Annotated in this window: 24 protein-coding genes; 18 read left to right on the top strand and 6 right to left on the bottom strand. The window is 70.0% G+C overall.

Annotated features, from left to right (window positions below):
- Positions 1-92: 92 nt before the first annotated feature.
- Entirely contained in the window at positions 93-890 is a 798-nt protein-coding gene (locus BKA10_RS06465) for a hypothetical protein (RefSeq protein ID WP_183501268.1), read from the bottom strand.
- A gap of 6 nt (positions 891-896) precedes the next feature.
- Here BKA10_RS06465 and BKA10_RS06460 point away from each other — a divergent pair, with 6 nt between their 5' ends.
- Positions 897-1,784 (top strand): hypothetical protein, encoded by an 888-nt coding sequence (locus tag BKA10_RS06460; protein ID WP_194385630.1) that lies wholly within the window; start codon positions 897-899, stop codon positions 1,782-1,784.
- Entirely contained in the window at positions 1,784-2,815 is a 1,032-nt protein-coding gene (locus BKA10_RS06455; protein ID WP_183499139.1) for an HAD-IIA family hydrolase, read from the top strand. Before BKA10_RS06460 ends, BKA10_RS06455 begins: the two co-directional genes overlap by 1 nt.
- Before the next feature lie 59 nt (positions 2,816-2,874).
- Here the strand turns inward: BKA10_RS06455 and BKA10_RS06450 are convergent, their stop codons facing one another.
- A complete protein-coding gene (locus BKA10_RS06450) occupies positions 2,875-3,897 on the bottom strand; it encodes a peptidoglycan-binding protein (protein WP_183499138.1) in 1,023 nt (340 codons plus the stop codon).
- Positions 3,898-3,993: 96 nt separating this feature from the next.
- Between BKA10_RS06450 and BKA10_RS06445 the strand changes: the two genes are divergently transcribed.
- The 14 genes from BKA10_RS06445 to der all read left to right on the top strand — a co-directional run bounded on the left by BKA10_RS06445 (position 3,994) and on the right by der (position 17,421).
- On the top strand, positions 3,994-4,158 hold the full coding sequence (locus tag BKA10_RS06445) for a hypothetical protein (protein WP_183501267.1): 165 nt from the start codon (positions 3,994-3,996) through the stop codon (positions 4,156-4,158).
- Complete coding sequence (locus tag BKA10_RS06440) at positions 4,155-4,967, top strand: TlyA family RNA methyltransferase (RefSeq protein ID WP_183499137.1); 813 nt, start codon at positions 4,155-4,157, stop codon at positions 4,965-4,967. The genes BKA10_RS06445 and BKA10_RS06440 overlap by 4 nt, the downstream gene beginning before the upstream one ends.
- Complete coding sequence (locus BKA10_RS06435; RefSeq protein ID WP_183499136.1) at positions 4,964-5,926, top strand: NAD kinase; 963 nt, start codon at positions 4,964-4,966, stop codon at positions 5,924-5,926. The genes BKA10_RS06440 and BKA10_RS06435 overlap by 4 nt, the downstream gene beginning before the upstream one ends.
- Positions 5,923-7,626, top strand: coding sequence for a DNA repair protein RecN (recN, locus tag BKA10_RS06430; RefSeq protein ID WP_183499135.1), 1,704 nt, complete (start codon positions 5,923-5,925; stop codon positions 7,624-7,626). Before BKA10_RS06435 ends, recN begins: the two co-directional genes overlap by 4 nt.
- Before the next feature lie 6 nt (positions 7,627-7,632).
- Positions 7,633-9,330: a CTP synthase gene (gene pyrG, locus BKA10_RS06425; protein ID WP_183499134.1), complete on the top strand. Its 1,698-nt coding sequence runs from the start codon at positions 7,633-7,635 to the stop codon at positions 9,328-9,330.
- Positions 9,323-9,973, top strand: coding sequence for an NUDIX domain-containing protein (locus BKA10_RS06420; RefSeq protein WP_183499133.1), 651 nt, complete (start codon positions 9,323-9,325; stop codon positions 9,971-9,973). The genes pyrG and BKA10_RS06420 overlap by 8 nt, the downstream gene beginning before the upstream one ends.
- Positions 9,970-10,893 carry a site-specific tyrosine recombinase XerD gene (gene xerD / locus BKA10_RS06415; protein WP_183499132.1) on the top strand — a complete coding sequence of 308 codons (924 nt, stop codon included), beginning with the start codon at positions 9,970-9,972 and terminating at the stop codon, positions 10,891-10,893. The genes BKA10_RS06420 and xerD overlap by 4 nt, the downstream gene beginning before the upstream one ends.
- A 70-nt stretch (positions 10,894-10,963) precedes the next feature.
- Positions 10,964-11,869 carry a ParA family protein gene (locus BKA10_RS06410; RefSeq protein WP_206686495.1) on the top strand — a complete coding sequence of 302 codons (906 nt, stop codon included), beginning with the start codon at positions 10,964-10,966 and terminating at the stop codon, positions 11,867-11,869.
- Positions 11,853-12,698 carry a segregation/condensation protein A gene (locus tag BKA10_RS06405; protein WP_183499131.1) on the top strand — a complete coding sequence of 282 codons (846 nt, stop codon included), beginning with the start codon at positions 11,853-11,855 and terminating at the stop codon, positions 12,696-12,698. The genes BKA10_RS06410 and BKA10_RS06405 overlap by 17 nt, the downstream gene beginning before the upstream one ends.
- On the top strand, positions 12,688-13,305 hold the full coding sequence (scpB, locus tag BKA10_RS06400) for an SMC-Scp complex subunit ScpB (protein ID WP_183499130.1): 618 nt from the start codon (positions 12,688-12,690) through the stop codon (positions 13,303-13,305). The genes BKA10_RS06405 and scpB overlap by 11 nt, the downstream gene beginning before the upstream one ends.
- Positions 13,302-14,084 carry a pseudouridine synthase gene (locus BKA10_RS06395; RefSeq protein WP_183499129.1) on the top strand — a complete coding sequence of 261 codons (783 nt, stop codon included), beginning with the start codon at positions 13,302-13,304 and terminating at the stop codon, positions 14,082-14,084. Before scpB ends, BKA10_RS06395 begins: the two co-directional genes overlap by 4 nt.
- Positions 14,085-14,098: 14 nt before the next feature.
- Positions 14,099-15,223, top strand: coding sequence for a prephenate dehydrogenase (locus tag BKA10_RS06390; protein ID WP_183499128.1), 1,125 nt, complete (start codon positions 14,099-14,101; stop codon positions 15,221-15,223).
- Entirely contained in the window at positions 15,213-15,908 is a 696-nt protein-coding gene (cmk, locus tag BKA10_RS06385; protein WP_372491418.1) for a (d)CMP kinase, read from the top strand. Before BKA10_RS06390 ends, cmk begins: the two co-directional genes overlap by 11 nt.
- A gap of 40 nt (positions 15,909-15,948) precedes the next feature.
- Positions 15,949-17,421 (top strand): ribosome biogenesis GTPase Der, encoded by a 1,473-nt coding sequence (der, locus tag BKA10_RS06380; protein WP_183501080.1) that lies wholly within the window; start codon positions 15,949-15,951, stop codon positions 17,419-17,421.
- Between the two features lie 211 nt (positions 17,422-17,632).
- Here der and BKA10_RS06375 read toward each other — a convergent pair whose 3' ends face one another.
- Both BKA10_RS06375 and BKA10_RS06370 read right to left on the bottom strand, forming a co-directional pair.
- The gene (locus BKA10_RS06375) at positions 17,633-18,370 is read right to left on the bottom strand and encodes an anaerobic ribonucleoside-triphosphate reductase activating protein (protein ID WP_183499126.1); all 738 of its coding nucleotides are present in this window, start codon (positions 18,368-18,370) and stop codon (positions 17,633-17,635) included.
- Positions 18,367-20,184 carry a ribonucleoside triphosphate reductase gene (locus tag BKA10_RS06370; RefSeq protein ID WP_183499125.1) on the bottom strand — a complete coding sequence of 606 codons (1,818 nt, stop codon included), beginning with the start codon at positions 20,182-20,184 and terminating at the stop codon, positions 18,367-18,369. The genes BKA10_RS06375 and BKA10_RS06370 overlap by 4 nt, the downstream gene beginning before the upstream one ends.
- Positions 20,185-20,414: 230 nt before the next feature.
- On the opposite strand from BKA10_RS06370, the gene BKA10_RS06365 reads away from it, so the two are divergent.
- Complete coding sequence (locus BKA10_RS06365) at positions 20,415-21,311, top strand: NUDIX domain-containing protein (protein ID WP_183499124.1); 897 nt, start codon at positions 20,415-20,417, stop codon at positions 21,309-21,311.
- A gap of 19 nt (positions 21,312-21,330) precedes the next feature.
- Positions 21,331-21,750: a ribosomal maturation YjgA family protein gene (locus BKA10_RS06360; RefSeq protein WP_183499123.1), complete on the top strand. Its 420-nt coding sequence runs from the start codon at positions 21,331-21,333 to the stop codon at positions 21,748-21,750.
- A gap of 74 nt (positions 21,751-21,824) precedes the next feature.
- Here the strand turns inward: BKA10_RS06360 and BKA10_RS06355 are convergent, their stop codons facing one another.
- A complete protein-coding gene (locus BKA10_RS06355; RefSeq protein ID WP_183499122.1) occupies positions 21,825-22,181 on the bottom strand; it encodes an RNA-binding S4 domain-containing protein in 357 nt (118 codons plus the stop codon).
- Entirely contained in the window at positions 22,181-22,864 is a 684-nt protein-coding gene (locus tag BKA10_RS06350; protein ID WP_248198918.1) for a lysoplasmalogenase family protein, read from the bottom strand. Before BKA10_RS06350 ends, BKA10_RS06355 begins: the two co-directional genes overlap by 1 nt.
- Positions 22,865-22,869: the final 5 nt, after the last annotated feature.

Here is a 22,869-nt window from a genome sequence, read left to right as displayed (position 1 = left end):
ATGGGTGGCCATTTCTCGTTAACGCGCTTTGTGAGAGGATCCAGCCGATGACAGAAGACGATCGTTCCCGTTCTGAGGGTGCGCAGCGTCCCTCATCGGGGAACTCGCACGGCCGCTCGGAGCGTCACGGCGAGCGGAAACCGCCGGCCAAGCAGGGCGACCGCACGCCACACGCAAAGCGCGATGGTGACCGCAAGCCCCACGCAAGCCGTGACGGTGACCGCAAGCCGTATCAGCGTGATGGTGAGCGGAAGCCGTATCAGCCTGATGGCGATCGTAAGCCTCACGGGAGCCGTGATGGTGAGCGCAAGCCGTATCAGCGTGATGGTGAGCGGAAGCCGTACCAGCGCGATGGGGAACGAAAGCCCTACGGAAGCCGTGATGGTGAGCGCAAGCCGTACCAGCGCGATGGTGACCGCAGGCCCCACGCAAGCCGTGATGGCGACCGCAAGCCGTACCAGCGCGATGGTGAGCGGAAACCGTATCAGCGTGATGGTGAGCGGAAGCCGTATCAGCGTGATGGCGAGCGGAAGCCCTACGGGAGCCGCGATGGCGACCGCAAGCCGTACCAGCGTGATGGAGAGCGGAAGCCCCACGGAAGCCGTGATGGCGACCGCAAGCCGTACCAGCGCGATGGAGAGCGGAAGCCCTACGGGAACCGTGATGGTGAGCGTAAGCCGTACCAGCGTGACGGTGACCGCAAGCCGTACGCCAAGCGTGATGGCGGCGGCGACCGCCGCTCGTCGCGTCCGCCGCAGGATGCCGAGCGTCGGCAGCAGCCGTCCGGACCGATCATTCCGGATGATGTGACGCCCCGCGATCTGCACGGTGCTGCACGCAACGAACTCAAGACGCTCTCCAAGGAGAACGCAGAGCAGGTCGCTCGCCACCTGGCGATGGTCGCGCGCCTCATCAACGACGATCCCGCCCAGGCGCACGAGCACGCGCTCGCTGCGTCGCGCAGCGCGGGACGCGTCGGAGTCGTCCGCGAGACTGTGGCCATCACCGCGTACGCCGTCGGGGACTATGCGCTCGCCCTCCGTGAGGCGCGCACGTACCGCCGAATCTCGGGCAGTGATGATCAGATCGCGCTCCTGGTGGACAGCGAGCGTGGTGTCGGCCGGCCCGACCGTGCACTCGAGGTGGGACGCGGTGTCGATCGCGCCACGTTGCCGATCGAAGTGCGCGTCGAACTGGCCATCGCGATGTCGGGAGCGCGGCTCGACCTCGGCGAGACCGAGCGTGCGCTCCAGGAGCTCGACATCCCCGAGCTCGATCCTGACCGCGCCTTCTCTTGGAGCCCCGGTCTGTTCGCCGCACGCGCAGCTGTGCTCGAGGAGCTCGGCCGCGACGATGAAGCACAGCAGTGGCAGCGTCGCGCCGTCGTGGCTGAGGCCGCGCTGGGCGACGTCGACGCTGACCTCGAGACCATTGAGGTCGACGAGATCGAAGAGCTCATCGATGACGAAGACCATCTCGTCGGCGATGAGGTTCAGTCCGTCGACGATGAGGTCCAGCCCGTGGACGGCGAAGATGAGCCGATCGACGTCGTGGCCGAGCCCCTCGACGACGCGGCTGAGACGGTGCAAGACGAGGACGTGCCCGGTATCGAGCCTGCCGACGTGGAGTCGGTGGACGATGCGCCTGTCGAGGCCGAGGTCGTAGAGCTGAGTGAAGCCGCGGCCATCGAGGCCGAGGTCGCCGAACTCCTCGGCGAGACGGACGAGTCTGAGTCCGACACGTCCCCTGCTGCAGAGCCCGGGGGCGCGGAGGACGAGGACTGATGGCGCTGTTCTCGCGTAGCCTGCCGACCCCGCTGGCGGGCATCGACCTGGTGCTCGCCGACCTCGACGGGGTCGTCTATGCGGGACCGGGCGCGCTTCCGTACGCCGTCGACAGCCTGAACCGGGCTGCCGAGAATGCGCGGCTGGCCTACATCACCAACAACGCTTCGCGTCGAGACGCGACCGTCGCCGCCCACCTGCGTGAGCTTGGCCTGCGCACGGAGCCCGGTGACGTGGTGACCAGCCCGCAAGCAGCGATGCGACTCCTGCGCGAGCGCGTACCGGTCGGTGCCACCATCCTCATCGTCGGCGGAGACGGGCTCGTGTTCGAGGCTGAGCGTGCCGGCTATTCGGTGACCCGCAGCGCCGACGACAGCCCCGCGGCCGTCGTGCAGGGCTTCGCACCGGAAGTCGGCTGGGAGCACCTGGCCGAAGCAGCGTACGCCCTTGCGACGCCGGAGGACGAGGGCGGTATCCCCTGGATCGCCACCAACACCGACTGGACCATTCCGCAGGCGCGGGGCATGGCCCCGGGAAACGGCACGCTCGTCTCCGCCGTGCACACCGCGGTCGGCCGCTTGGCCGTGGTCGCAGGCAAGCCAGAACGTCCCATCTTCGATGTCGCGGTCGCGCGGTTCGAGGCCCGGCATCCATTGTTCATCGGCGACCGCCTCGACACCGACATCGCCGGGGCGCAGGCCGCCGGCATGCCATCCGTGCTCGTGCTCACCGGCGTCGACCGGCCCAAGCACGTGCTCGCGGCTCCGTCGACGTCGCGCCCGACTTTCATCGTCGGCGACCTGCGCGAGCTGCATGAGCCCTATCCCGAGACGATCGTCAAGGGCGATACGACCACCGTGGGCGGCGCGGCGGTTCGCATCGACGGCGCCGATCTGCACATCGTCTCCGAAGGCAACCGCCCGATCGACCTCGTGCGCGCCGGCGCGGCCGCGATCTGGAACTCCGGTCGCGCGATCTACGGGTTCCGCGTTCCGGAACGTCTCTACGCGGATCCGTTCCACCGCCCCTGAAACGCGCAGAAGGCGGCTGCGACGCATCGTGCCGTCGCAGCCGCCAGCGGCCTGCGTGCTCAGTCGACCAGCGACCCCCAGGTCTTCGCTCCGACGATGCCGTCGGCGGTGAGGCGCTGGGCCTTCTGGTAGGCGACGACCGCGGCCTTGGTCTTGGCCCCGAACGACCCGTCGACGGTCAGCGAATAGCCCGCGGCTCGCAGCTCGGTCTGGAGCGCCTTCACCGCGGCCCCCGTCGAACCCGACTTGACCGTCGGCAGGACAGCCGGCCAGGTCTTGGCGCCCGCGATGCCGTCGGCCGCGAGGCCCTTGGCCTTCTGGAACTTGACCAGCGCGGCCTTCGTCTTGGCGCCGAACACGCCATCAGCGGTCAGGCTGTACCCGCGCGCGGTGAGCCCGTACTGCAGCGTGCGGACCGCGGCCGTGTTGGTGCTGCCCTGCTTCAGGGACGGGAACGACGTCTCGGTGGCTGCGGGCGGCGTGGGGGGAGTGGGCACGGACTGGCCGGTGAGCTTCTTGTAGTACGTGCCGATCGCGCTCTTGGCCCCGACGTACTCGAAGTGCATCGTGTCGTGCTTCGCGTAATGGCCGCCCCAGTAGAAGCCCGCGTTCATCCACATTTTCACCACTGCCGGCGGGATCGTGCTGCGAAAGGTGTAGCTGTGCGGGTTCTGGTTCCAGTTGATGTCGACGGCACGGCCGTACGCGTGGTTCGAGGGCGTGGTCGTGCCGCCGATGTAGCGGCAGTTGTAACCGCCCGTGCTCGCCGCCTCCATGGTGTACCCCATCTGCTTCGTGCGGGCGAGTAGCTCGCGCACGAGAGAGGCGAGCTCGTTGCGCACGGACACGCGGACGCCGCCCGCAGAGACCACCGTCGTGGTGATGCTGCAGCGCGGGCCGGGCGTGGTCACCTCGGCGGCATCGTTGAAACCGGCGGGATGAGCCCGGTAGGTCATGACCGCCTTGGGGTAGTCGCTCTCCTTGTAGTTGGCCGCCGACGCCGCCGTGGGGGCGAGCGTGAGTGCGAGAGTCAGAGCCGCGCCTATGGCGACCAGTTTCCGCGTGGTTGTGCCGGTCTTCATGATTCCTCCGATCGGTGGTGGCGTCGCCAGGCTAGGGGGCACGCAACCCCGCGTGAATGGGCAGTTCTGCCCACGAGCCCGCGTATCGTGGAGGGCATGTCGATGGATGCCGCCGGCTCGGACGAGCGCCGCGAAGATCTGCTGTCCGCGCTCGAGGTGATCGAGGGACAGCCCCTGGGCGAACGTGCGTCCGCGTATGCCGCGCTTCACGACGAACTGGCCCGCCGCCTCGAGTCCGGGCCCCGCGACCTGCCCGCATGACGACCCGCCTCGATGCTGCCGTCGCCGCACGCGGCCTGGCGCGATCACGGACCCATGCTGCGCAGCTCATCGACGCGGGCGTCGTGAGCGTCGACGGGACGGCGATCGTCAAGGCTTCGGCGCGGGTGGCCGACGATGCGGTGATCGAGGTCGCGGCATCCGACCACTACGTCAGCCGCGCCGCACACAAGCTCATCGCCGGTCTCGACAGCTTCGAGATCGATGTCTCGGGCCGCCTGGCGCTGGACATGGGCGCGTCGACGGGCGGGTTCACGCAGGTGCTGCGCGAGCGGGGCGCCGATCCGGTGATCGCCGTCGACGTCGGGCACGGACAGCTGGCAGGTCCCGTCGCCGGGGACCGAGGGGTCATCGCCGTCGAGGGCTTCAACGTCCGCTACATGACACCCGAGAGCCTGGCCGAGGCGGCCGGCATCACCGGAGCACCGCGCGTGATCACCGGGGACCTGTCCTTCATCTCGCTCGCACACGTGCTGCCGGCCGTCGCGGCCGTCTCAGCACCAGGCACCGAGATCGTACTGCTGATCAAGCCGCAGTTCGAGGTCGGGCGCACCGGCGTCCGCGAGGGGCTGGTCACCCACCCGACCCGTCGCGCCGACGCCGTCGCCGGCGTGCTGTGGTCGGCGTGGGACGTCGGGCTCGGCACGTACGGGGTGATCGCCTCGCCGATCGTCGGCACCCATGGCAACGCCGAGTTCGTGGCGTGGTTTCGTTCACAGCGCGCGGACGAAGACGCCGGCAATCCGACAGAATGGGTGAGCACGGTGAACCGACTGGCAGGAGCTCCATGACCAGTGCCCCTCGCAACATCCTCGTGGTGGCGCACGCGCATCGCGAGGACACCGTCGACGCCGCGCGCCGCGTCATCACGGCGCTGCACGCCGCCGGGGCATGCCCGGTGGTGCCGTCCGACGACCCGGCTCTGCTCGAGGCCGTCGCCGGTCTCGGTGCCGCCCTCCTCGGCGCCGATGTGGCCATCGCCGACATCGAAGCGGCGATCGTCCTCGGCGGCGACGGCACGATCCTGCGCGCGGCCGAGCTGGTGCGCGAGGGCACTGCGCCGGTGCTCGGCATCAACATGGGCCACGTCGGCTTCCTCGCCGAGATCGAACGCGATGACATGGACGCCGCCGTCCACCGTGTGATCGCGCGCGACTATGAGGTCGAAGAGCGTCTCGCGCTGCAGGTGCGGGTGAAGGATGCGGCGGATGCCATCGTCTATGAGACCTGGGCGCTGAACGAGGCCACTGTCGAGAAGGCCAGTCGTGAGCGCATGCTCGAGCTCGTCATCGAGGTGGACGGTCGCCCGCTGTCGACCTTCGGGGCCGACGGCGTCGTCGTGTCCACGCCGACCGGCTCCACGGCGTACAACTTCTCCGCCGGCGGTCCGGTCATCTGGCCGACGGTGCAGGCGATCTCGGTGGTTCCGCTGTCGGCGCACGCCCTGTTCGCCAAGCCCCTCGTGGTCGGACCCGAGCATGCGGTCGCGATCGAGTTGCTGGAGCGCAACATGACCGCCGGCATCCTGTGGTGCGACGGGCGTCGTTCGCACGACCTGCCGCCGGGCGCCCGTGTCGTCGTTCGCCGTTCGGAACGTCCCGTGCGCCTCGCCCGCCTGCACCCGGCCGCGTTCACCGACCGGCTCGTCGGCAAGTTCCACCTGCCGGTCGAGGGGTGGCGAGGACCCGGCACACCCACCACGGCCATTCGCACCATCGCGGCGCAGAAGCGCGCGGAGGCCGCCCCGTGATCGAGCAGATCCGGCTGCGCGACCTCGGGGTGATCGCCGAGGCCACCCTGCCGATCGGCCCCGGATTCACTGCCATCACGGGCGAGACGGGCGCGGGCAAGACCATGGTGGTCACCGGGCTCGGCCTGCTGCTCGGCCAGCGCGCCGACTCCGGCGCCGTGCGCTCCGGTGCGGCGCAGGCTGCCGTCGACGGGGTCTGGCTCGTCCCCGAGCACGGGGCGGTCGCCGAGCGGGTGCAGGATGCCGGGGGAGAAGTCGAGCCCGTCGGCGACGGCCGCGCCGAGCTCTACCTCGGCCGGATGCTGTCCAGCGAGGGACGCAGCCGCGCCACCGTGGGCGGACGCACCGCCCCGGCGGGCGTGCTCGCCGACCTTGCCGATCAGCTCGTGGTCGTCCACGGCCAGTCCGACCAGCTGCGGCTGAAATCGGCCGCCGCCCAGCGCGACGCCCTCGACCGGTTCGGCGGCGACACGATCGCCGCAGTGATCGAGACCTATCGCACCGCGCACGCGCACTGGCGCGCCGTGACCGAAGAGCTCCGCATCCTCTCCGGCGAACGCGATGCCCGTGCCCGGGAGGCCGAAGACCTGCGCGCCGCGCTGGAGGAGCTCGAGCAGCTCGACCCTCAGCCGGGCGAGGACGTCGAACTCGCGCAGCGGGCCGAGCGCCTCGCGAACGCCGAGGAGCTCCGGCAGGCTGCGGCCCTCGCGCACGAGGCGCTGTCGAGCGAGAACGATCAGCCCGACGTGCAGGCGCTGCTCGGCGAGGCCCGCCGGGTGCTCGAACGCGCCGCCCACAGCGACGAAGTCCTCGGCGGGTTCGCCGCGACGCTGGAAGAGCTCGGCTACCGCGTCGCCGATGTCGCCGGCGAGCTGAGCGGCTACCTCGCCGACCTCGACGAGTCCGGTCCGCACGAGCTGGCCGCCGTCGAGGAGCGTCGTGCCGCGCTGAGCGGCATCATCCGTGCCCACGGAACGCTCGACGCGGCCATCGCCGTGCGCGAGACCGGTGCACTCCGGCTGGCCGACCTCGACGACGACTCCGACCGCATCGAACGGCTGACCGAACAGACCGAGACCGCGGCATCCATACTCGACGAGGCGGCAGCCGCCCTCACCGCGGCCCGCACCGCCGCCGCCGCACAGTTGGGGGAGCAGGTCACCGCCGAGCTGCGCCACCTCGCCTTGCCCGATGCGCGAGTCGTGGTGACCGTCGAGCCGGGCACCGAGACCGCCGCCGGCCGCGACGACGTGACGATCCTGCTGTCGCCGCATCCCGGCGCCGATCCGCGGCCGGTCGCGCGCGGGGCCTCCGGCGGCGAGCTCAGCCGCGTCATGCTCGCCATCGAGGTCGTGATCGCCGCGACCGATCCGGTGCCGACGTTCGTGTTCGACGAAGTGGATGCCGGTATCGGCGGCGCCGCGGCCATCGAGGTCGGCCGGCGGCTCGCGCAGCTGGCACGATCCAGCCAGGTCATCGCCGTCACCCACCTCGCGCAGGTCGCCGCGTTCGCGAACAACCACCTCAGCGTGGTCAAGGCCGGGGACGGTTCGGTCACGGCATCCAGTGTTCGCGTGCTCGACGGTCCTGATCGTGAAGCCGAGATGGCGCGCCTGCTGTCGGGACTCAGCGATTCGGACACCGCCCTGGAACATGCCCGGGAGCTGCTCAGCCTCGGCTCTCCACGACTGATAGGATGAAAGCCCGTGACGGACACTTCTCACTCGGGCCATTTTTCGAACGACACCACCAAGCACATCTTCGTGACGGGCGGTGTCGTTTCGTCGTTGGGGAAGGGCTTGACCGCCGCGAGTCTGGGGAACCTCCTCACCGCGCGGGGCCTGCGCGTGGTCATGCAGAAGCTCGACCCGTACCTGAACGTCGACCCGGGGACGATGAACCCGTTCCAGCACGGCGAGGTCTTCGTCACCGACGACGGCGCCGAGACCGACCTCGACATCGGCCACTACGAGCGGTTCCTCGACATCGAGCTGAGTCAGGCCGCCAACGTCACGACCGGGCAGATCTACTCGCAGGTCATCGCGAAGGAGCGTCGCGGGGAGTACCTCGGCGACACTGTGCAGGTGATCCCGCACATCACCGACGAGATCAAGCGCCGCATGCGGCTGCAGGCCGATGAGACGCCGAAGCCGGACGTCATCATCACCGAGGTCGGCGGCACGGTCGGTGACATCGAGTCGCAGCCCTTCCTCGAGGCGGCCCGCCAGCTGCGTCATGAGCTCGGCCGCGACAGCGTGTTCTTCGTGCACGTCTCGCTCGTGCCGTTCATGGGCGCGTCGGGCGAGCAGAAGACCAAGCCCACCCAGCACTCGGTGGCGGCACTGCGGCAGGTCGGCATCCAGCCCGACGCGCTCGTGCTGCGCAGCGACCGTCCCGTCAGCGAGAGCAACCGCAACAAGATCGCGCTGATGTGCGACGTCGACATCGAGGGAGTCGTCAACACGGTCGACCTGCCGAGCATCTACGACATCCCCTCGACGCTGAACGAACAGGGACTCGACACCTACATCGCGCGCCGCCTCGGGCTGGCGGAGAAGGCCGGCGACGTCGACTGGACTCGCTGGAACACCGTCCTCCAGGCCGTCCACAACCCGAAGCACGAAGTCACCATCGGGCTCGTCGGAAAGTACATCGACCTGCCCGACGCGTACCTGTCGGTCACCGAGGCGCTCAAGGCCGGCGGGTTCGCGCAGGAGACGAAGGTGCAGGTCACCTGGATCCCCTCCGACCTGTGCGAGACGCCGGAAGGCGCCGAGAAGGCGCTCGCGGGCATCGACGGCATCGTGGTGCCCGGCGGCTTCGGCATCCGCGGCATCGAGGGCAAGCTCGGTGCGCTGAGGTTCGCACGGGAACAGGGCATCCCGACTCTCGGCATCTGCCTCGGCCTGCAGTGCATCGTCATCGAATACGCCCGCAACATGGCCGGGCTCGACGGGGCGTCGTCGACCGAGTTCGACCCCGACACCGAGTTCCCCGTCATCGCGACGATGGCCGAGCAGGTCGACATCCTCGACCGCGGCGACCTGGGCGGCACGATGCGGCTCGGGCTGTACGAGGCCGAGCTCGCCGAGGGGTCGCTCGCAGCCGAGGTGTACGGATCGACGCAGGCGTCCGAGCGGCACCGCCACCGCTACGAGGTCAACAACAGGTATCGCGACCAGATCGCCGCGGCCGGCCTGGTGTTCTCGGGTCTGGAGCCCACCCGTGACCTCGTCGAGTACGTCGAGCTGCCCCGCGAGGTGCACCCGTACTACATCGCCACGCAGGCGCACCCCGAACTGCGGTCGCGGCCGACCGAGGCCAACCCGCTCTTCCGCGGCCTGATCGCGGCGGCACTGGACCGTCACCGCGCGAGCGAGCTGTTCGACGTCGACAATGACTGACGCCACGACCGACGTGCTGCAGGACGAGCCCGCCGCCGCCGAGGTCACCCGCAGCGAGACGGTGTACGAGGGCCGGGTCTGGAACATCCGCCGCGACGAGGTCGTGTACGGCGACGAGACGATCGTGCGCGAGTACATGGACCACACCGGTGCCGTGGCCATCCTGGCGCTCGACGACGACGACCGGGTACTGCTGATCAAGCAGTACCGGCATCCGGTGCGGGTCCGTGACTGGGAGATCCCGGCGGGACTGCTCGACGTCGCCGAGGAGGACGCGCTGCCGGCCGCTCAGCGGGAGCTGGCCGAGGAGGCCGACCTCGTGGCATCCGAATGGAACGTGCTCGCCGAGTTCTACACGACCCCCGGCGGAAGCGACGAGGCGATCCGCGTCTACCTCGCGCGTGGCCTGTCGGCCGCTCCCGAGGCGTTCGCGCGCTCGGCGGAAGAGGCCGATATCGAGGTGCGATGGGCGCCGCTGGACGAGGTCGTCGACGCCGTGCTCGACCGTCGCCTGCAGAACCCGTCGCTCGTCGTCGGCGCGATGGCCGCCCATGCCTCGCGCGCCCGAGACTGGCGGACGCTCGCTCCGGCCGACGCGCCGTGGCCGCGCCGCTCCCGTCCGATCGGCGAGCCCGAGGCGTGAAGCTCGACCGCGCGATCGACGCCTACCTGCGGCACATCTCGATCGAGCGCGGGCTGTCGGAGCACACCGTCGAGGCGTACCGGCGCGATCTCGCGGGGTATGCGCAGTGGCTGGCCAGTCGCGACATCGATGACGTGGATGCCGTGTCGCAGCCGCTCGTGGCGGAATTCGCCGCCGAGCGCGCATCGGCACAGCCCGCACCGGCGGCCACGTCCCTCGCACGGCTGCAGTCCTCGGTGCGCGGGTTGCACCGCTTCCTCGTGCGCGAGGGGATCACCGCCGATGACCCCACCGGCCGGCTGCGCCCGCCCAAGACTCCGCAGCGGCTGCCCAAGGCTCTCACGATCGAGCAGGTCATGGCCCTGCTCGCCGCCGCCGGCCCCGAGCCCGGCGATGCCGTCGACGCCGAGCCCCTGCGTCTGCGCGACCGCGCGCTGCTCGAACTGCTCTATGCCACCGGCGCCCGGGTGTCCGAGGTCATCCAACTCGACGTGGACGATCTCGCGCACGGCGATGTGGTGCGGGTGCGGGGCAAGGGCTCGAAGGAGCGGATCATCCCCGTCGGGACGTACGCGCAGGCGGCGGTGTCGGCCTATCTGGCGCGCGTGCGTCCCGAGCTGGCGCGCGGGGGGAAGGCCACGCCGCGCCTGTTCCTCGGGGCGCGCGGAGCGGCGCTGTCGCGGCAGAGCGCGTGGCTGATCATCCAGCAGGCCGCTGAACGTGCGAAGCTCACCGCACACGTGTCACCGCACACGCTGCGCCATTCGTTCGCGACCCATCTGCTGCAGGGCGGCGCCGACGTGCGCGTGGTGCAGGAGCTGCTCGGGCACGCGTCGGTGGCCACCACGCAGATCTACACCCACGTCACCGTCGACGCCCTGCGCGACGTGTATGCCACTTCCCACCCACGGGCCCGGTGAGAACGGATTTCCCAGCTGTCGAAGCGCCGCCGACGGGCCTGAGCGCGTCGTGACTAGAATCAGTGGCGAGATGGTGAAGGCAGGAGAGCCGGTGGCGGGCAGCAAGCAGGGCGCGAAGAAGCCCGCAGAGGGTGACACCCCGATCGGACCCACAGGGCGTCCGTATCACGGGTTCCCCACCCCGCCGAAGCTGAACGGTCACGGCCCCGCGCGTATCATCGCGCTGTGCAACCAGAAGGGCGGCGTCGGCAAGACGACGACCACCATCAACCTGGCCGCCTCGCTCGCGCAGTACGGGCGCAAGGTGCTCGCGGTCGACTTCGACCCGCAGGGCGCGCTGTCGGCCGGACTCGGCATCGCCACCCACGACATCCCGACGATCTACGACCTGCTGCTGGACTCCAAGCGCGATCCGCAGGAGGTCGTCGTCAGCACCGCGGTCGAGAATCTCGACATCCTCCCGGCGAACATCGACCTGTCGGCATCCGAAGTGCACCTCGTCAACGAGGTCGCCAGAGAGACGATCCTCGCCCGGGTGCTGCGCAAGGTGGCGAACGACTACGACGTCATCCTGATCGACTGCCAGCCGTCACTGGGCCTGCTCACCGTCAACGCACTCACCGCCAGCCACGGCGTGCTCATCCCGCTCGAGTGCGAGTTCTTCGCCCTGCGCGGCGTTGCGCTGCTGATCGAGACCATCGACAAGGTCCGCGACCGGTTGAACCCGTCGATCAAGCTCGACGGCGTGCTGGCCACGATGTACGACGCGCGCACGCTGCACTCGCGCGAGGTGCTCGAGCGGGTCGTCGACGCGTTCGGCGACGACGTGCTCGAGACCGTGATCGGTCGCACCGTCAAGTTCCCGGACGCCTCGGTGTCGGGGGTCCCGATCACGAAGTTCGCGCCCGAGCATCCGGCCGCCCAGGCCTACCTGCGGCTGGCGCGGGAGCTGGTCGCTCGTGGCGCCGTCGCCTGACGACGAGGCGCGCCCGCCCGAGGAAGCCCCGACGCCCGACGCACCGGCATCCGGATTCCAGGTCTCGATCGGCAACTTCGACGGCCCGTTCGACCTGCTGCTGAGTCTCATATCGCAGCACGAGCTCGACATCACCGAGGTGTCGCTGAGCAAGGTCACCGACGAGTTCATCTCGTACCTGCGGGGTCTCGACGACGAAGCAGACCTCGACCAGGCCTCCGAATTCCTCGTGGTCGCCGCGACCCTGCTCGACATGAAGGTCGCGGGCCTCCTGCCCCAGGGCGAGCTCGTCGACGCAGAATCGGTGGCGCTGCTCGAAGCCCGTGACCTGCTGTTCGCGCGGCTGCTGCAGTACCGCGCGTTCAAGGAGGTGTCGGTGTGGTTCGCCCGCTGCCTCGAGCGGGAGGATCGCCGGCACGTCCGCGCGGTGCGCCTCGACGAGAAGTACCGTCGTGCCGTGCCCGAGCTCGTGTGGACGCTGTCGAAAGAGGACTTCGCCGCGATCGCCCTGCTCGCCTTCACGCCGAAGGAGATCCCGCATGTCGGGCTGGACCACCTGCACGCGCCGCTCGTGTCGATCCGAGAGCAGGCCGCGGTCGTGGTGACGCTGCTGCGTGATGCCGGAAGCCTCAACTTCCGTGAGCTGATCGCCGGGGTCGCGCAGCCGGGCATCGTGGTGGCGCGGTTCCTCGCCGTCCTCGAGCTGTACCGCCACGCCGCCCTGTCGTTCGAACAGCTCGAGCCGCTGGGCGAGCTCACCCTGCGCTGGACCGCCGAACGGTGGTCGGAAGAGAACCTCGCCACCCTGGGAGCTGACTATGACCACTGACGACGCATCCCTCGACGACGACGAGGCCGGCCTCGCACCGCCGGCCGAACCGGTCGACGTCGCCCGGCGACTCGAAGCGATCCTGCTGGTGGTGGACGAGCCGCAGAGCCTCGTCGCCCTCGCCACCGCGGTCGCCGCACCCGTTCCCGCGGTGCGCCAGGCGATCGAGGGCCTCGTCGCCGACTACGACGGTGAGACCGGTGGGCCGCGCCGCGGCTTCGAGCTGCGTGAGGTCGGCGGCGGCTGGCGCCTGTATGTGCGCGAGGAGAACGATGACCTCGTGTCGGAGTTCGTCAATTCGCAGGCCCCGTCACGCCTCTCGCAGGCGGCGCTGGAGACCCTCGCGGTCATCGCCTACAAGCAGCCCGTGAGCCGCAGCCAGGTCGCCTCGATCCGCGCCGTGAACGTCGACTCGGTCGTGCGCACGCTCGTGGCGCGGGGCCTGATCACCGAGGCGTTCACCGACTCCGAGACCGGGGCGATCAACTACAAGACCACCGATGCGCTGCTGACCCACCTGGGCATCAACTCGCTCGACGAGCTGCCGCACATCTCGCCGCTGCTCGACGACGGCGCAGACGGATTCGACAGTGAGGTGCTCCGATGAGTGACAGCGGTTTCCAGGACGAAGGCCGGCAGCGGTTGCAGAAGGTGCTCGCGAACGCGGGTGTCGCCTCGCGGCGCGTTTGCGAGGACTACATCGTCGCGGGCCGGGTCCGGGTCAACGGCGTGGTCGTGACCGAGCTGGGCACGCGTGTCGACCCGGAATCCGATCTCGTCGACGTGGACGGAACCGCCATCCAGCTCGATGCGACCAAGCGCTACGTCATGCTGAACAAGCCCACCGGCGTCGTCTCGTCGATGAAGGACGATCAGGGCCGGCCGGATCTGCGCCGGTTCACGAAGGACTGGCCCGAGCGGCTGTACAACGTCGGGCGATTGGATGCCGAGACGAGCGGTCTGCTGGTTTTGACCAACGACGGCGGACTCGCGCACGTGCTCGCCCACCCCTCGTTCGGCGTCACGAAGGTGTACATCGCGAAGGTGGAGGACCGGGTGACGCCGCAGACGATCGCCAAGCTCACCGCCGGCATCGAACTGGACGACGGACCGATCGCCGCCGACAAGGCGCGCCTGCTCGACGCATCCGGGCAGTCGAGTCTCGTCGAGCTCACCCTGCACTCCGGCCGCAACCGGATCGTGCGGCGCATGATGGCCGCCGTCGGGCACCCCGTCCGTGAGCTCGTGCGCCGCCAGTTCGGGCCGCTCCACCTGGGAACGCTCCCGGCGGGGAGGGCCCGCGAGTTGACTACAGTGGAACGCGGCGCTCTGCTGACTCTGGCACGCCGCGACGCGCCCTCGCCCGGTGCCGACCCCCAGCCCTGATCCGCGGAGAAACCGTGACCGAATCGACCGACACCTCGGTGCGCACGCGCGCCGCACGCACCAGCGGTGTGGTGCGGGTCGTCGGCGCGGGCCTGCTCGGCTCGAGCATCGGCCACGCGCTCGGACAGCTCGGCGTCGACGTCGCCCTCGCCGACGCGTCGCCCTCGCAGCTGCGGCTCGCGATCGACTACGGCGCCGGCCGTGCCGCCCGCGACGACGACCGGCCCGTCCTGATCGTCGTCGCCGTGCCGCCGGATGTCATCGCCGATGTCGTCGAGCGCGAGCTCAGGGCGTTTCCGGATGCCGTCGTCACCGACGTCGCATCGGTCAAGCTCGAGCCGCTCCACGCCCTGCGTGCGCGCGGGGTCGACCTGACGCACTACATCGGCTCGCATCCGATGGCCGGTCGCGAGCGGGGCGGAGCGATCGCCGCCCGCGCCGATCTGTTCGTCGGGCGGCCGTGGGTCGTCTGTCGCGACCACGAGACCCCGGCATCCGATCTGGCGCTCGTCGAAGGGCTCGCGCTCGACCTCGGCGCGACGCCGCTGGAGATGACGCCCGAAGAGCACGACCGGTCGGTGGCGCTCGTCTCGCACGTGCCGCAGCTGGTGGCCTCGCTGCTCGCGGCCCGGCTCGTCGACGCCCCCGACGGGTCGCTGCGTCTCACCGGGCAGGGCCTGCGCGACACGACCAGGATCGCGGCATCCGCCCCCGAACTGTGGGTGCAGATCCTCGGGGCCAACGCAGAGCCGGTCGTCGACGTCCTGGGCGCTCTCGCCGACGACCTACGCGTGGTCTCGTCCGCACTGCGCGCACCCGACAGCCCCGGCGCGCGCCGCGCGGTGGCCGACACGATCCGCCGCGGCAACGAGGGCGTAGAGCGCCTGCCCGGCAAGCACGGCCAGAACCGCCGCTTCGAGACCATCGTCGTGATGATCGACGACACCCCCGGCCAGCTGGGGCGTCTGTTCGGCGAGCTCGGCGAGCTCGAGGTCAACGTCGAAGACCTGCGCCTGGAGCACTCGCCGGGGGCGCAGTTCGGCCTGGCCGAGATCAGTGTCGTCCCGAGCACCGTCCGCCACGCCGTCGAGGGACTCGAGGCCCGCGGCTGGAAGATTGCGAGCACCACTGTTGACTGACTCACGTGAACCGGTCGCCGTCGCGATCGACGGCCCCGCCGGCAGCGGCAAATCGAGCGTCTCCAAGCAGGCCGCGCGCCGCCTCGGTTACGGCTATCTCGACACCGGCGCGGCGTACCGCGCGCTGGCCTGGCACGTGCTGAGCCGCGGGGCCGAGACCGCGGACGCCGACGTCGTGGTCGCCGCCACCGAGGACTTCGACTATGCGATCTCGCTCGACCCCGACCGCTATTGGGTGCGCGTCGGCGAGACCGACGTCACAGACGCCATCCGTGAGCCGCGGGTTTCCGCAGCCGTCAGCGGGGTGGCACGCGTGCCCGAGGTGCGCGAGGCGGTCAACGCGCTGTTCCGCTCACTCGTCGCGGCCGCCGATGCCCCCGGCGTCATCGTCGAGGGTCGCGACATCACGACCGTCGTCCTGCCCGACGCGCCGGTGCGGATCCTGCTGACCGCCGCCCCCGAGGTGCGCGCGGCACGTCGCAGCGCCGAACTGTCCGGCGAGGACGCCGGCGCGGTCGCCGCCGCACTGCACCAGCGCGACGCCTCCGACGCGAAAGTCGTCGACTTCCTCAACGCCGCACCCGGCGTGACCGTGGTGGATTCCACCGAACTAGATTTCGCACAGACCGTGGACGCCGTCCTCGACGTCGTCCGTGCGGGGACAGGAGCGCACCGTGACCGGTGAACAAGAGTACGAAGGCGGCCCCGACCGCCTCGAAGAGAAGATGGCCGAGCTCGACGAGACGCTCGCCGAGCAGCGTGCCGCGGCTCTGCGCAGCTCGCTCTCGGACTACGACCTCGATGAGGAAGACGCCGAGCTGCTCGCGGGCCTCACCGCCGGGGGAGAGGTCGTCGAGGTGCTGCCGGCGCTGCCGGTCGTCGCGATCGTCGGACGCCCGAACGTGGGCAAGTCCGCGCTCGTGAACCGCATCCTCGGCCGCCGGGAGGCCGTCGTCGAAGACACCCCGGGCGTGACCCGCGACCGCGTGACATACAAGGCCGAGTGGATGGACCGCTCCTTCACCCTCGTCGACACGGGCGGCTGGGAGCCCGATGCCCGCGGCATCGACAAGTCCGTGGCGCTGCAGGCCGAGGTCGCGATCGACCTGTGCGACGTCGTGCTGTTCGTCGTCGACGCGATGGTCGGCGCCACCTCGACCGACGAGCAGGTCGTGCGGCTGCTGCGCAAGAGCGGCAAACCTGTCTTCCTCGTCGCGAACAAGATCGACGACCAGCGCCACGAGCCCGAGGCCGCGGCTCTGTGGAACCTCGGACTCGGCGAGCCGCACCCGGTCTCGGCGATCCACGGTCGTGGTGTCGCCGACCTCCTCGACGAGATCATGAAGGTGCTGCCCGAGGTCTCGGCCGTCGCCAAGAACGAGCTCGGCGGTCCGCGCCGCGTGGCGATCCTCGGTCGTCCCAACGTCGGCAAATCGTCGCTGCTGAACAAGGCGGCCGGCGAGGAGCGGGTCGTCGTCAACGATCTGGCCGGCACCACGCGCGACCCGGTGGACGAGATCGTCGAGCTGGGCGGCAAGCTGTGGCGGCTGGTCGACACCGCCGGCATCCGTCGCCGCGTCCACCTGCAGCAGGGTGCCGACTTCTACGCCTCGCTGCGCACCTCGGCCGCTCTCGAGAAGGCGGAGGTCGCCGTCGTCGTCCTCGATGTGAGCGAGCCGCTCAGTGAGCAGGACGTGCGCATCATCGATCTCGTGCTCGAGTCGGGCCGAGCTCTCGTGCTCGCGTTCAACAAATGGGATCGCCTGAACGACGACGACATGGAGAACATGGACCGGCGCCGGTACCTCGAGCGAGAGATCGAGCAGGACCTCGCGCACGTCGCGTGGGCGCCCCGCGTCAACCTCTCGGCCCGCACCGGACGCCACCTCGACAAGCTCGTCCCGGCGCTGGAGACCGCGCTCGCATCGTGGGACCAGCGCATCTCGACGGGCAAGTTCAACGCGTTCCTGGCCGAGCTGGTCGCCGAGCACCCGCACCCGGTGCGCGGCGGCAAGCAGCCGCGCATCCTGTTCGGCACGCAGGCCTCGACCCGTCCGCCGACGTTCGTGCTGTTCACCACCGGGTTCCTCGACCCCGGCTACCGCCGGTTCATCCAGCGGCGGCTGCGCGAGCTGTTCGGGTTCGAGGGCACGCCGATCATCACCAACATGCGGGTCCGCGAGCGCCGCCAGCGGTAGGCGATGGATGCCGGTGCTTCCGGCATCCATCACCATCCGGCCCATCCTTTTGTACCCCGGCGCGCGGCCCTGCGGGGCGTGCCCGGCTCTCCCTCGCTCGGAGTCTGTGACCCTCGCCGTGCGGGTGGTCGCGCACGGCGAGGGGGTCTGGGGGTGCGGCGCCGGGCACCGCGGGGGTCGGCGTCCGGCGCCGCGGCCGGTGACGGCGCTGTCAGCGGACGATCACGCGTTCGAACCGGTCGGTCGGCACGCCGCCGAAGTCGACGCGCCGCCCGGGCGCGGTGACACGGGGCATCGCATCGCGGGTGCCGGTGTCGCGGAAGCGCTGCAGCGCCCAGGTGCGGACTCCGGCATCCACCAGCCGGGATGAGAGCTCGGTGAGATCGTCCTCGTCGACAGCGGCCGAGTGCACCGTCGTGCGCACCTCGAACTCGAGCGGCGTCGGCGTGCCGGCGCGACGCGCCTGCTCGGCCAGGACGAGCTCGAGGCTGCGCCACGCACGGTCGGCCGCGCCCGGCCGCCCGACGACGTGCGCGTAGCCGGTGGCGGTGGCCTTGATGTCGAAGCCGATCCAGTCCACGAGCGGCAGCAGCGGGGCGAGCCGGTTCGGGTAGGCGCCGCCGGTGTGCAGCCCGATACCGAACCCGAGCTCGCGCACCGCCGTCACGGCCGGCAGCAGCGCGTGCTGCGTGGTCGGCTCGCCGCCGGAGAAGACGACACCGTCGAGCAGGCCCACGCGCCTGGTCAGGTGCGCCCACACCTCGGACCACGGCAGCGCACCGGCAGCGCGCGGGTCGATGAGCGCGGGGTTGTGGCAGTAGAAGCAGTCCCACGGGCATCCCTGCAGGAACACGGTGGTCACCAGCCTGTCCGGCCAGTCGACGCTCGACATGCGCGACATCCCCGCGACCTTCAGACAGGCCGCCGCGCCGGTGTGCTGCGCGGTCATGACGACAGCACGGCAGCCTGGTCGAAGTACAGTCGCTCGGCCGCTTCGCCCTTCTTGCCGATGTTGAACGACGAGATCGGCCGGAAGTAGCCCATCACGCGTGTCCACACCTCGCACTCCGACCCGCAGTCGGGGCACTGCTCGTGATGCCCCGATACGTACCCGTGCTGCGGGCAGATCGAGAACGTCGGGGTGACCGTGATGTACGGCAGGCGGAAGCCCTCGAGCGAGCGCCGCACGAGCGTCTTGCAGGCGCGGGCCGAGACCATGGCCTCACCCATATACAGATGCAGCACCGTGCCGCCGGTGTACTTGCCCTGCAGCGCCTCCTGCAGCTCCATGGCCTCGAACGGGTCGTCGGTGTAGCCGACGGGCAGCTGCGAAGAGTTCGTGTAGTACGGGTTCGCGTCGGTGCCGGCGTGGACGATGGCCGCGCCGAACCGGGCGATGTCGGACTTCGCGAGGCGGTAGGTGGCGCCTTCGGCGGGGCTCGCCTCGAGGTTGTACATGTTGCCGGTGGCCTCTTGGAACTCGACCATCCGCGCACGCACGTGGTCGAGCAGTCGCCCGACGAGCTCACGTCCGGCCGGGGAGGTGATGTCCGCGGCATCCCGGGTGAAATTGCGCACGAACTCGTTGAGGCCGTTCACACCGATCGTGGAGAAATGGTTGTCGAGGCTGCCGAGATACCGCTTCGTGTACGGGAACAGGCCGCCGTCGATGTGCAGGTCGATGATGCGGCGCTTTGCCTCGAGGGTGTCGCGCGCGATCTCGAGCAGCTCGTCGAGGCGCCGGTACACGGCATCCTCGTCTCCGGAATGCACGAAGCCGAGGCGCGCGCAGTTGATGGTGACGACCCCCAGCGAGCCGGTCTGCTCGGCCGAGCCGAACAGGCCGTTGCCGCGCTTGAGGAGCTCGGTGAGGTCGAGCTGCAGCCGGCAGCACATCGACCGGATCATGTGCGGGTCGAGGTCGGAGTTCACGAAGTTCTGGAAGTAGGGCAGTCCGTACTCCGCGGTCATCGCGAACAGCCCGTCTGTGAGCGGGCCGTCCCAGTCGAAGTCCTTCGTGATGTTGTAGGTCGGGATCGGGAAGGTGAACGAGCGGCCGTCCGCGTCGCCCTGACTCATCACCGCGATGAATGCGCGGTTGATGACGGCCATCTCCTCGGTCAGGTCGCCGTAGGTGAAGTCGCACACGGTGCCCCCGATGAGTGGATGCTGGTCGGCGAGGTCGTCGGGCACGGTCCAGTCGAAGGTGAGATTGGTGAACGGCGTCTGGGTGCCCCAGCGGGAGGGCACGTTGAGGTTGAACACGAACTCCTGGATGGCCTGTTCGACCTGCGCGTGACTGAGCGAGTCGAGCCGGACGAACGGCGCGAGGTACGTGTCGAACGAGCTGAACGCCTGGGCTCCGGCCCACTCGTTCTGCAGCGTGCCGAGGAAGTTGACCATCTGGCCGAGGGCGCTGGTGAGGTGCTTCGGCGGGGATGAGGCGATCTTGCCGGGGGCGCCGTTGAAGCCCTGTTCGAGAACCATGCGCAGCGACCAGCCGGCGCAGTAGCCGGCGAACATGTCGAGGTCGTGGATGTGCAGGTCGCCCTCGCGGTGCGCGACGCCCGCTTCGGGTGCGTAGACCTCGTCGAGCCAGTAATTGGCGATGAGCTTGCCCGCCGAGTTGAGGATGAGGCCGCCCAGTGAGTAGCCCTGGTTGGCGTTCGCGTTGACGCGCCAATCGCCACGCGAGAGGTACTCGTTCACGGTCGCTCCGACCGCGACCGTCCGCGGTTGGGGCTGGGATTCCGGTGTGCGCATGGTGTTCTCCTTGAGGGTTCGGGCTGGCTGCGTTCTTCCGACCACCGGTACGCGTGACCACTATATGTAGTGGTCGTTGCGCTTGGGAAACCTATATGTAGGGTGCGCCCACGTGGAAAATCCATGAAGGACGGTCGCTTTGTGAGGGTGTACAGCCTCGCGTGTCGTGCGATGTCATTTCTTGCAGCGGGTGTAGGGCCGGCGCGGCGACCGTGTGAGAGTCTGGACGGGTGACGATCGTTCCCCCCGCTCCCGGCGAGCCGCGGCGTCCGCTCGGGCCGCGTGATCCGGGGGACGCGTGGGTCGTCGCCGAGGACGGCACACGGTACTGGGGGCGGTTCGGTGCGGCCGGCCTGCTGGCACTGGACCCGAACCGCGGCGTCCTGCTGCAGCATCGCGTGTCGTGGAGTCACTTCGGCGACACGTGGGCACTGCCCGGCGGCGCGCGGCATGAGGGCGAGTCGGCGTGCGAGGGCGCATTGCGCGAGTCGGCCGAAGAGGCGGGGGTGCCGCGCGACGCTGTGACGCCGCGCTTCATCAGCGTGCTCGACCTCGACGTGTGGACCTATGCGACCGTCGTCTCCGACGTGACGGTGCCGTTCGAGCCCGTCATCAGCGACCCCGAGAGCCGCGAGCTCGCGTGGGTACCGGCCGATCGGATCGACGAGTATCCGCTGCACCCCGGGTTCGCCGCGGCGTGGCCTGGTCTGCGCGAGCTGCTGACGGTGCGGCCCGTGGTCGTGGTCGACGCCGCGAACGTCGTCGGCTCGGTGCCGGATGGCTGGTGGCGTGACCGGGCCGGTGCCGCGGCGCGGCTGCTCGCTGGTGTCGCGACGCTCGCCGCGCGGGGGATGGATGCCGGTGGGCTCGGCCTTCCGGCCGACACGTGGTTCCCCGAGTTCCACGTGGTGGTCGAAGGTGCGGCGCGCGATGCGGCGGACGTGACCGGTGTGAAGGTGGTGCGTGCTCAGGGGCACGGCGACGACGCGATCGTCGCCGACGCCGAGGCGGCTTCGGCCGCGGGACGCGAGGTCACCGTGGTCACGAGCGACCGCGAGTTGACCGAGCGGGTGACCGCCCTCGGCGCTCAGGCGCGGCCGGTGTCGTGGCTGCGCGAGCAGCTGTGAACACCTGCACGGTGTGCCGATGAGCGGGGGCGCCGTCGTCGGACGTCCCACCTCGCGCCGTCGCCTGGTCGCGGTCTGCGGCATCGTCGTCACGGTGGCTGCGGGGATGCTGGTGCACTTCGTGCTGCCGGACACGGCCGGCAGCGACATCGCGGGCGACGTGCTCTACGTCGTCGCCGTGTACCTGTTCATCGCCGTGTGTGCGCCCCGCTGGCATCCACTCTGGATCGGAGTGCTCACCGCCGTCTGGTGCATCGCGGTGGAGCTGTTCCAGCTGACCGGCCTGCCGGAGGCGTGGGGTGCGGTGTTCTGGCCGATCATGCTCGTGCTCGGCACGGTCTTCGATCCCCGCGACCTGCTCGTCTACACGGCTGCGGCGGTCGGGCTTGTGGTGCTCGACCTGGCCGCGCGTCGGGTCGCCGCGGTCCGCTCGCGGTGACGTGAGACGGTGCGGGCTCCGGGTCACCCGCTGCCCGTGGTTCAGACGCCCGTATGCCGCAGTGGGCGTGCGCTTCAGTCGCGCCCGCGGAGACGGTCGATGTCGCGGCGCTCGCGCTTCGTGGGCCGACCGGCCCCGCGATCGCGGACCGCGAGCTTCGCGGTCGGCTCGCGCACCGGAGTGCGGTCTTCCATGGCCTCGGCCGCGACGGGCGCGCCCACGCGTTTGATGAGGAGCTTCTTGACCACGAGGATCCGGTCGAACCCGGCGATGCGCACGCGCAGCTCATCGCCGATGCGCACGGGCTGCGCGGCCTTCGCGCGCTCGCCGTTCACGCGCACGTGGCCGGCGCGGCAGGCCGTCGTCGCTGCGGAACGGGTCTTGTAGATCCGCACGGCCCACAGCCACGCATCGACGCGGGCGCTGTCCATCAGTCCTGGCGCCTCAGCAGGGTGACGAGTCCGACCGCGAGCAGGCCCTGTCCGAGCGTGTAGGTGAGCATGACCCAGCCTCCGGCGAAGAGGGTCGGGTCGGGCCAGAACAGGCGGATCGACAGGATCGTGTCGGACGCGAGGAAGAACGCGCCACCGACCGTCGTGAGCAGATTGCCGCGAGTGGATGCCGCGGCCGTGCCGCCCAGTACGAGCCCATAGACGGCGACGGCGACCGCGAGCCCGCCGAGGTGCGGCCACAGCAGGATCAGCATGCCGATCCACCACGCGATGTAGACAAGTGACCATCGTGCAACCGGCCGGCGGGCGGCGGGGCGCACGAAGAGCGCGATGTAGAGCAGGTGGGCGATGCCGAAGCAGGCGAGCATCGGGATGAGCGTCTCATCGACGAAGGGGAAGAAGGTCGCGGCGCCGTCGCCGAGCCACGAGAATCCGATGGCGAGCAGCAGGAGGGCTGCGTCGAGCGACCAGCGCGTGCCGCGCAGCGCCCAGAGGACGGCGAATGCCAGCGCCGGCATGAGAACAAGCTTCGACGGATACTCGACGGGGCTCCAGCCGAAGGTGAGCGCGGCGACGTGGAACAGCGAGACGGCGGCGTAGAGCCAGAAGCCCCACCAGCGCGTGCGCGTGCGGGTCGACGGTGCCGTCTCGATCTGTGTCACTGGTG

The sequence above is a fragment of the Microbacterium invictum genome, from assembly GCF_014197265.1.
Classification (GTDB): domain Bacteria; phylum Actinomycetota; class Actinomycetes; order Actinomycetales; family Microbacteriaceae; genus Microbacterium; species Microbacterium invictum.
The sequence above is the reverse complement of the archived record's forward strand: the minus strand, read 5'-3'. Positions and strand labels throughout refer to the sequence as shown.

Coding starts and splice junctions, on each gene's coding strand:
- BKA10_RS06460 (WP_194385630.1), top strand. CDS start 897: ATGGTCGCGCGCCTCATCAACGACGATCCCGCCCAGGCGCACGAGCAC.
- BKA10_RS06455 (WP_183499139.1), top strand. CDS start 1,784: ATGGCGCTGTTCTCGCGTAGCCTGCCGACCCCGCTGGCGGGCATCGAC.
- BKA10_RS06450 (WP_183499138.1), bottom strand. CDS start 3,897: ATGAAGACCGGCACAACCACGCGGAAACTGGTCGCCATAGGCGCGGCT.
- BKA10_RS06445 (WP_183501267.1), top strand. CDS start 3,994: ATGTCGATGGATGCCGCCGGCTCGGACGAGCGCCGCGAAGATCTGCTG.
- BKA10_RS06440 (WP_183499137.1), top strand. CDS start 4,155: ATGACGACCCGCCTCGATGCTGCCGTCGCCGCACGCGGCCTGGCGCGA.
- BKA10_RS06435 (WP_183499136.1), top strand. CDS start 4,964: ATGACCAGTGCCCCTCGCAACATCCTCGTGGTGGCGCACGCGCATCGC.
- BKA10_RS06420 (WP_183499133.1), top strand. CDS start 9,323: ATGACTGACGCCACGACCGACGTGCTGCAGGACGAGCCCGCCGCCGCC.
- BKA10_RS06410 (WP_206686495.1), top strand. CDS start 10,964: ATGGTGAAGGCAGGAGAGCCGGTGGCGGGCAGCAAGCAGGGCGCGAAG.
- scpB (WP_183499130.1), top strand. CDS start 12,688: ATGACCACTGACGACGCATCCCTCGACGACGACGAGGCCGGCCTCGCA.
- BKA10_RS06395 (WP_183499129.1), top strand. CDS start 13,302: ATGAGTGACAGCGGTTTCCAGGACGAAGGCCGGCAGCGGTTGCAGAAG.
- der (WP_183501080.1), top strand. CDS start 15,949: ATGGCCGAGCTCGACGAGACGCTCGCCGAGCAGCGTGCCGCGGCTCTG.
- BKA10_RS06375 (WP_183499126.1), bottom strand. CDS start 18,370: ATGACCGCGCAGCACACCGGCGCGGCGGCCTGTCTGAAGGTCGCGGGG.
- BKA10_RS06370 (WP_183499125.1), bottom strand. CDS start 20,184: ATGCGCACACCGGAATCCCAGCCCCAACCGCGGACGGTCGCGGTCGGA.
- BKA10_RS06360 (WP_183499123.1), top strand. CDS start 21,331: ATGAGCGGGGGCGCCGTCGTCGGACGTCCCACCTCGCGCCGTCGCCTG.
- BKA10_RS06355 (WP_183499122.1), bottom strand. CDS start 22,181: ATGGACAGCGCCCGCGTCGATGCGTGGCTGTGGGCCGTGCGGATCTAC.